Annotated in this window: 7 protein-coding genes and 1 pseudogene; 4 read left to right on the top strand and 4 right to left on the bottom strand. The window is 58.1% G+C overall.

The features are described from left to right. Positions 1 to 228 precede the first annotated feature (228 nt). The 3 genes from APR53_05880 (at position 229) to APR53_05890 (ending at position 3,011) form a co-directional block, all read left to right on the top strand. Complete coding sequence (locus tag APR53_05880) at positions 229 to 888, top strand: hypothetical protein (protein KQC03218.1); 660 nt, start codon at positions 229 to 231, stop codon at positions 886 to 888. Between the two features lie 81 nt (positions 889 to 969). Then, entirely contained in the window at positions 970 to 1,419 is a 450-nt protein-coding gene (locus APR53_05885) for a hypothetical protein (protein ID KQC03219.1), read from the top strand. A 161-nt stretch (positions 1,420 to 1,580) separates the two neighbouring features. Then, positions 1,581 to 3,011, top strand: coding sequence for an MATE family efflux transporter (locus tag APR53_05890; GenBank protein KQC03220.1), 1,431 nt, complete (start codon positions 1,581 to 1,583; stop codon positions 3,009 to 3,011). A gap of 147 nt (positions 3,012 to 3,158) precedes the next feature. Here the strand turns inward: APR53_05890 and APR53_05895 are convergent, their stop codons facing one another. From APR53_05895 to APR53_05910, 4 genes are all read right to left on the bottom strand, one after another. Next, on the bottom strand, positions 3,159 to 3,578 hold the full coding sequence (locus APR53_05895; GenBank protein KQC03224.1) for a hypothetical protein: 420 nt from the start codon (positions 3,576 to 3,578) through the stop codon (positions 3,159 to 3,161). A gap of 209 nt (positions 3,579 to 3,787) precedes the next feature. Continuing rightward, positions 3,788 to 7,513: a hypothetical protein gene (locus APR53_05900; protein ID KQC03221.1), complete on the bottom strand. Its 3,726-nt coding sequence runs from the start codon at positions 7,511 to 7,513 to the stop codon at positions 3,788 to 3,790. A gap of 58 nt (positions 7,514 to 7,571) precedes the next feature. Continuing rightward, positions 7,572 to 7,808, bottom strand: coding sequence for a hypothetical protein (locus tag APR53_05905; GenBank protein ID KQC03222.1), 237 nt, complete (start codon positions 7,806 to 7,808; stop codon positions 7,572 to 7,574). Positions 7,809 to 7,869: 61 nt separating this feature from the next. After that, complete coding sequence (locus APR53_05910) at positions 7,870 to 8,370, bottom strand: hypothetical protein (GenBank protein ID KQC03223.1); 501 nt, start codon at positions 8,368 to 8,370, stop codon at positions 7,870 to 7,872. A gap of 167 nt (positions 8,371 to 8,537) precedes the next feature. Here APR53_05910 and APR53_05915 point away from each other — a divergent pair. After that, positions 8,538 to 8,799: pseudogene (locus tag APR53_05915) on the top strand.

Below are 8,799 nucleotides of genomic sequence, written 5' to 3' on the forward strand. Positions count from 1 at the left end.
GTCTCCCTCATCGTCGTCGGTTCCCACGGCCGGAGCAATATCAGCAAGATGCTGCTCGGATCGGTCTCCGAGAACGTGATCCGCCATGCACGGCAGCCGGTTCTCGTCGTCCGGCGGAGTGACGGGGAGTGATAACGGTGAAAGACTCATTTCAGGCTCAGGGAAATGAGGATGTGGCGGATGAACGCTGTATTGAGAATGAATTTTCAGAAAATCGGGTGACAGGGAATGTTTGAACAGAGAGAACCGGAAACTGACGAAGGTATCCAGGATGAGACGACTGTCGCAGCCTATGAAATGATGCAGAAGAAGATGAGGGATGACGGACACCTGCCTGTCGCGGCGCTCCTCGAATCGGGAATCAGATCGGGAGTGGCGCTGGAGATCGGGCCCGGCCCCGGGTACCTCGGGCTTGAGTGGCTGAAGGCAACCGAAGGGACGCGGCTGGTCGGTCTTGAGATCAGTCCGGCGATGATTGCTATCGCAGAAAAAAACGCTGCCGGCTACGGTCTCTCCCCCCGTGTTCGTTATGAGGAAGGGAATGCCATCGGGATGCCTTTTAACGACGGCGTGTTTGATGCGGTCTTTTCGAACGGTTCACTCCATGAATGGGAATCACCCGGTCTGGTCTTTGACGAGATATCCCGGGTCCTGAAAACAGGCGGGCGTTTCTGCATCACCGATCTCCGGCGCGATCTCTCCCCTGAAATCTACCGGTACATGTACGAATCCTGTGAACCGCCCGCGATCCGGCCCGGTTTTGAAACCTCGGTAAAAGCGGCGTACACCCGCGATGAGATCATGGATCTGCTCGGAAGTTCGCATATCAAAGACTGGCATGTCGTTGCCCATCCCTACGGGCTTGTGATACGCGGGATAAAAAACTAAAAAAAGGCCCGGGGGAGACGGAGGCAGCTGCCGGGCAGCCGGACCGGTTGCTTCATGCTTCTCCCTGTAGAGTACCCATGTATGGATGTGACCTTCTGCCGTCACTATGGAGGCGACGGCTCGCCGCCTTCGAACCGGTACTGCAGGACGTGTCCCCATGCACCGGTTGCCTGCGACCGGTTGTGGCGGCGGGTCGTCGAACTGGCCGCATCGAAGAACGGCGGCCCGGTTCCGCTCCCCGGGACGCGGGCGGTGCTGTTTTCCCACCCGGCGAACCCCGATTTCGTCGGGCTTTCCGTAAACTGCCGGTGGGGCCTTTCAAAAGAGGATTTCCTGCATTACATCTCCACCGGGCATGCGAAAATGGGCCGGAAAGGCCGGCGCACCGACCCCGTTTCGTCCCCGAGCATGACACGGCAGGAGCCGTATGTGCAGGCGATAGTCGCGTTGCTCGGCGGAACGGACATCCCGGAGATCGAAGCGGTCCGGGAGGTGCAAAAGGGAGGGGCACGAGCGGTCCGGGAAGGATAAACGCCGTCTGCGACTCCCCGGCGTGCAGGCAGTCGTTCTGAATAACACCTTTTAATATGCTTTCTATGCTCTTTGTTAGGATGTGGTATCTGCATGCACCCTGATCTCCGCCCTCATCTTCGCCGACCACCGTCTCCTCATCGCAGATCCGGGAGACGGCAATGACTGATCCGGCTCCTGAGGTCCGGTCTGACGGGCCGGATACCGCATTGGATGAAGAGGTGACCCGTGGGGTGCGTATCCTCCGGGGGGATCCGAAGATCGCCGTCCGGAAGCTCGCAGGGCCGATGATTATTGCCATGGTGCTGATGGCGATATACAATCTTGCCGATGCGATCTGGGTGGCGGGCCTCGGGGCAGATTCACTGGCCGGCGTCGGTTTCGTAACCCCGCTCTTCATGATCCTGATCGGGCTCTCGAACGGGCTCGGGGCAGGTGCCACCTCTGTCGTTGCACGGCGCATAGGGGCACGCGATAAACAGGGTGCGGAAAACGCGGCAACTCACGCCTTTATACTGTCCCTGGGGGTATCCGCTGCACTGATGGTGTTCTTCGTCCTCTTTCTCCGTCCTATCGTCGTACTGCTGGGCGCAGGTCCCGTGACCGATATTGCCGTGGAATATGGGCGGATAGTATTTCTGGGGACAATCTTCTTCCTTGCAGTGCAGATGGCCTACGCCATCCTCCGGGCGGAAGGGGACACAAAACGGACCATGTATGCCATGGCATTATCGTCCATTCTCAATATTATCCTCGATCCCATCCTGATCTACTGGGCCGGGCTCGGGGTTGCCGGGGCAGCCATTGCAACGGTCATCTCCATTATGTCCGTCATGGTCCTCCTTGCTTACTGGATCTTTATCAGGCGGGATACCTACGTGCAACTCTCATTCCGGGGATTTGCTCCTCAAACCACGATATTCCGCGCAATTCTCGGTGTGGGACTTCCTGCCAGTCTGGAATTTCTCCTCCTCTCGGTCATGGCGATCGCGATAAACCTCATCCTCGTCACCATCGCAGGCACCGATGCCGTTGCCATCTACACCTCGGGATGGCGAATCGTGATGTTTGCCATCGTCCCGCTGGTTGGAATCGCCACTTCTGTCGTCGCTGTTACAGGCGCGGCGTATGGGGCACGGGAATTTGAGAAGATCAAAATCGTGCATCGGTATGCGATCACCATCGGTGTCATCATCGCCCTTGTGATCAGTTTCCTCACGTACCTGCTGTCTCCCCAGATTACGGCGCTCTTCACCTACTCCCCTGAGAGCGTTCATCTCATTCCGGGGTTCCTCATCTTCTTCCATACCATGTGTCTCTTTTATCCTTTCGTCCCTCTGGGCATGTTCTCCTCTTCGGTATTCCAGGGAACGGGGCATGGATTCACCTCGCTTGTCATCAACCTCCTCCGGACTCTGGCCTTCGTTGTGGTCTTTTCCTATGTCCTTGGTGTCATCTTCGGATTCGGAGCACAGGGTGTCTATTTTGGCATCGTATCGGGAAACATCCTCGGCGGATTGGTGGGGTACATCTGGGCGGTACTGTTTGTAAAGAGGCTCACGCGGATCGATCGGGCATCCTATCGGGAGTGAAAGGAGAAGAATTCCCTTTTGCAATGGCGGTGGTGCCCTGAGATTTCACAGGGGACTGTCACGTCCGGGATACGTGAGTGCGATTCTGCGGTCTTAGGCCCGGTGCGACGACCGGAAAGCCAATACACCCGAAAAATGGTCGGGATGTTATTTTTTGAGCAGATCCCGAATCTCCGAAAGCAGCACGACCTCTTTGCTCGGTTCGGGTGGCGGGGCCGGCTTTTCTTCTTCCTTCTTCTGCATTTTGTTGATCTGCCTGACGAGCAGGAATATGACCAGCGCAATGATCAGGAATTCGATGATCGTATTGATGAACGATCCGTATGCTATGACGGCGGCGCCCGCATCCTTCGCTGCCGTGAGGCTGGTGAAGCCCTGTCCGGAGAGATCGATGAAGAGGTTGGTAAAATCGACATCGCCGAGCAGGAGTCCGATCGGGGGCATCACCACATCGTTTACCAGCGAGGATACGATCTTTCCGAACGCTCCACCGATGATGAATGCGACCGCCAGTTCTATTACGTTGCCCCGGGCAATAAATGCCTGAAATTCATCGATAAATCCCATATACATCAGTCCTTTATTAACGACTCTTTGTATCCTTCTATGATGATAATTCTTTGTGTCCCCGGAAGAGGCGCGAGACGGCCCGGGGGCGTTCCTCTCCCTGTCAGCCGGCCACTGTATTACATGAGCGGCCTGTCCGCGGCGGAAGGAGCGGGATTCGCACCGAACGTCCGAACCGGCGGAACCCGACGTGTTCCTGTCCGTCCCCATCACGAGGGTGAGCCGCCCGCACCGGGCGTATCCCGCCCTCCGATCCGGTACATCCCCTCGGGAACCACGATCTCAAACCGCGCCCCTTTCCCCGGCTCTCCGTTTTCCCGGATGGTGATGCCGGTGATCGCAAGGATCTCGCGGGCGAGGAAGAGTCCGAGCCCGGTCCCTTTCCCAAAGCCCTTTGCAAAGATCTTCTCCTTCTCGTCCGCCAAAATTCCCGCTCCGTCATCTTCGCAGACAATACGGCAGTCATCCCCGGTTTTCTGCACAGAAAACCTGATGGTTCCGATCGGTGTGCCATGCCGGACGGCATTGTCCATCAGGGTGTAAAAGACCCGGGCAATCAGCGGATCGGCGAACACTTCGCACCGTGCCGGAATGTCGCATACAACCTTCACGTTTGCGGGCACGACCTGTCCTGCCGCGGTTTCCACGAGCGTGCGGATCTCTTTCCATACGGGGGCTCTGACCCCGATGTTCTCGTATTCTTTTGTGAATTGCAGTATTGCTGCGATGCGCTGGGCAGCAGATGTAATCCTGTCATAGAGCTGTGCGGCTGATGGGTCGGTCAGTTTCATCTCGAGGAGTTCGAGATATCCCTGCAGTACCGTGAGCTGGTTGATGATATCGTGCCGGCTGGTGCTTCCCAGCAGGAGGAGTTTCCGGTTTGCCAGACGGAGTGCGTTCTCCATATTTTTGCGTTCGGTAATATCGCGGATAATCCCCTCCGTCCCGTTTACAGCCCCGCTTTCGTCATACAGATAATGGGCGCTGATCGATCCCCAGAAGACCGAACCGTCTTTCTTCCGGATCTCGACTTCGTAATCGCGAACGCTGCCCTGCTTCCGCATCATGTCCAGCAGCGTATCCCGTGCATCAGGATTACGGTATATCGAGACCATGGGCACACCGATCGCCGCTTCCACTGAAGCATGGCCTGTCATCCGCACTGCAGACGGGCTGACCATCACCACCCGCCCTTCCCGATCTGTCCGGAAAAATCCGTCCTCGATGTTCTCGATGACGCTCCGGTACCGCTCCTCGCTCTCGCGGAGTGTTTCCCCGGCCTGCTTCCGGTCGGTGATATCCCGAATGGTAAAGATCGCGCCGTCATATTCCCCGCTTTTATCATAAAGGATGCGGGTCTCGGACTCGAACCAGCGGCAGTCCCCCTGCTTCGTCCGATACCGGTATTCGAGCCGGACCGAAGGGAGGTGCTGCCCGATGGCAGCACGAATCTGTCGTATGACCCGCTCCGTGTCGTCCGGGTGGATGAATTCAGTTACCGTATGGCCGATAAGATATGCAGCGGGGTATCCGGTCACCCGCTCCGCGGAGGGGCTGCAGTAGACTACCGTGCGGTTTCTGTCGATTCGGGTGATCAGATCCACCATGTTGTCCGTGACAAGCCGGAGCCGGTTCTCATTCTCGCGCAGGGCATCCTCGGTCCGTTTCTGCTCCGTGATGTCCCGAAATGACCACAGTCGGTGTTGCCGGCCTTCCCGCCTGACAATACGGGAGTACCGCTCGAAGATTCGGCCGTCCCTGAACCGGATTGTACTCCTGCTCTCTTCATCCGTCGCGTACGGACGCTTCACTTCAGCAAGGAACGCTTCCGGATCCCGGAGCTGATCCGCGACATATGCCAGCAGGGCTACATCGTTGCCGGATGCGAAGAGGTCTTCCGGTATCCGCCAGAGTTCCCTGAACCGTCGGTTCATGGTCCGCACTTCGCCGGAGTCGCTGACGACCAGAATCCCGTTGTCCGTCGAGTCCAGAACAGCGTCGAGGAGCACCTGCCGTGAGTGAAGCTGTTCTTTCGCTTTTTTCCGCTCCGTAATATCGCGGTCGATCCCGCGGTAGCCGATGTACCCGCCATCTTTTTCCCGCTTTGGCACGCCGCTTGTTTCAAGGATTATTGTCCTCCCGTCCTTCCTGACGCATGCATTTTCAAGGTTTGCTATGGGGAGGTACGATGCGGCAGACCGGCTGAACTCAGCCGCAACGCGCCGTACTTCGGCAGGCGGCATGAAATCAAACGGAGTTTTGCCGATCATCTCATCTGGTTCGTAGCCGAGTATCTCCCGAACCTGCGGGCTGACGTACGTATAGATCCCGTGCGTATCGACCTCCCAGATGAAATCGCCGGTGGTCTCGACCAGCGTCCGGTACTTCTCCTCGCTGTCCCGCAGGGCCTGTTCCGTCCGCCTGCGTTCCGTGATGTCGGTGAACATGCCAAACGACCCCAGAAACGTGCCTTCAGGTGAAAAGAGGGGTGTTGCCGAGGTCAGGCACCATACGGTTGAGCCGTCTTTTCTTCTCCACTGGCGCTCGTAGCGACCCGGTTTGCCGGTCCGCCGCTGATGAAGGCTCTGTTTCATCGACTCGACCTCTTCGGCCGGGACAAAATCCCAGACCGGGTGTCCCAGCATCTCCCCGGCACTGTAGCCGAACATCTCCCGCATCTTCCGGTTGGTAAATGTGGTGATAAAATCGGCATTTATCGTCCAGATCCCTTCATTGGCAGTTTCAACGATGATACGGTACCGTTCCTCGCTCTCTACCAGCTCCTCTTCCGCACGTTTCCGGTCTGTGATGTCGGTCAGTAAGCCGCTATATACCAGCTCGTTCCCGCGATCCAGCGGCCGGGACTGTCCCTGGAACCATATCGTCTCTCCTGAGGATTTGACAAACCGGCCTTCAAAGTCCCAGGGGGATCGCGAGCGTACGGCCGTATTGATGGAGCCGAGGAGGGCCTCACGGTCGCGGGGATCGACCTGCGCAGTGAACCGCCCGAAGAAATCCGTGGGATCACTGCTGAGGCCGAGGACCTCCTGTGCACGGCCGCTGACATAGTGAAATCCCATCGATCCGTCAGAACGGATATAAAACTGGTAGACAACACCGGGGACTGTGCCGGTGACCTCCTCCAGCTGCTGCTGCTGTTTCTGCAGTTCTGCCTGTGCGGCAGCCAGCTCTTCGTACTGCCCCCTCAGTCTCTCTTCGGCTGCGGAGATCTGCTCGTACGCATTCTTCAGTTCGTCCTGTGCCTGTTTTTCCGCAGTGATATTGCGGACGTACTCGATCACGCCGACCGTCTCTCCGTTGGCAGAATCGACGAGTGGAAAGCTGTACAGGTCAATCCAGCCGATCGTTGTGCCGGCATCGACCATCGGAACGATCTCGCGGGCAGGCCTGTCGGTCTGCAGGGCCTGATAGGACGGGCAGGGTTCGCACCGTTCGCTGAGCCCCCGGTATGCCTCCCAGCACTTCCTGCCGATAAGCGGCATCTCCCGGGAGTACCACTCCTCCATGGTCCTGTTTACCTTGATGATGGTGAAGGATCTGTCAAGCACTGAGATGCCGTCCTGGATACTCGAGAAGATGCTGTCGAGGAACGCCTCGCTCTCCCGGAGCGCCATCTCGCTCCTCTTTCGGGCGACGGCGTACTGGATTTTTTTTGAGAGTTCGAGAAACTGCGCTTTCGGGTCCCCTCCTTTCTGGAGGTAGAAGTCTGCCCCGCTGTTTAAGGCCTCGATGACGACATCTTCCCGTCCTTTGCCGGTGAAGATGATGAAAGGGGTCTCGTCTCCATGTTCCCGGAGGTGCTGAAGGAACCGGATTCCGTCCATCCCCGGCATCAGGTAGTCTGAAATGATTGCGTCGAACGATTCACCGGAGAGAAGCCTGATTGCATCCTGTGCACTTTCACAGGTAGTCATGGTAAAGTCTCCGCTTCGCTCCAGGAAGATTTTACAAATTTCAAGGAGGGAAACCTCGTCATCGACGTACAGGACGGATATCGGCTTCATGACTGTTCGAGTGAATGGAGTTGATAACCATAAAGGTATCTGCCCGTGCAGCCCTGATTACGGCAAATGGCAGGAGCAGTTGTTCCCGGCATATACCCGGAAGCAGCCGCGGTATCCGGAGAATGAATCCCTGAAGATGAACGAAGGAAAGCCGCCCGCCGCCATAGCGGGTGTCTGCACATCCCTCCGCTCTCTGCGAGAGCATATGACGCGGATTTACCGACGTTTCTCCTCCGGCAGCCTTCCGGAGAGGGGCATGCGTCCCGCTACCCGCTCCCGGCCCCGAGACGCTTCGCCCAGCTCCTGATTGCGTCCCAGTTCCGGTAGTCGCCCTCCGGGGTTTTCATGACCTTCAGCATTATTCTCAGGGGGAACGGGAGCGCTTTCGGGTCGAGTTTGCCGGCGAAGAGGGCGGTGGAAACGGGCGTGACGAGCTGTAGGACCGGGTCGAGTGCCGCCCGCACCTTCTGCCGGTTCCCGGGCGTGTCCTCGGCGATGAGGATCCCGACGGCAAAGACCGCGACCGGAATCCTCTCGAGGGCCTCGCGGTGCCGGGTCACGAAGGCGAGGGCATCGGGAAGGCACTTTCCGGCGTAGACCGGGCTCCCGATGACGGCCATGGCATACGGCGTGATATCGGCAACCTCGTCCGCCCGCACGACATCGACCGCCGCCCCCTCCTCCCGGAGCGCCGTCCCTATCGCCTCCGCCACCTCGCGGGTGGAGCCGTACCGGGTGGCGTAGGCGACGAGTATGGTTTGTTCCATACCTACTCTCCTCCTGTCGGGCGAGATAATGATTCCGGACATGGTCGAACGGGTTTTTCCCCTCATCCGGTGGTAGTTTCTCATGACCTGATGGATTAGTCGCGCGGGCGCCCGGCTACATTCGGCAGCTCAGGGATGCCGGGTGCACGCAGGTTGTCCTCCTGCATGTGATTGACGAGCGTGACGTAAATGTCGTGCTCTCGCAGCCCTTGGCATTTATCAATCCCGAAGGGGAATACGAGGCGGAGCTGATCCGGTTCCGGCGGAAGAACGCCCGGCGGGAGATGAGCGACATCAGGCTCTCGCTCGATGAGGCGGTGTTCGAGGTACCGCCTCATATCATCGAAGCCATCCTCGCCACCGGGATCGTCCGGATCGCAGATGCGGAGCAGGTCTCCCTCATCGTCGTCGGTTCCCACGGCCGGAGCA

The sequence above is a fragment of the Methanoculleus sp. SDB genome (genome assembly GCA_001412355.1).
GTDB lineage: Archaea > Halobacteriota > Methanomicrobia > Methanomicrobiales > Methanomicrobiaceae > LKUD01.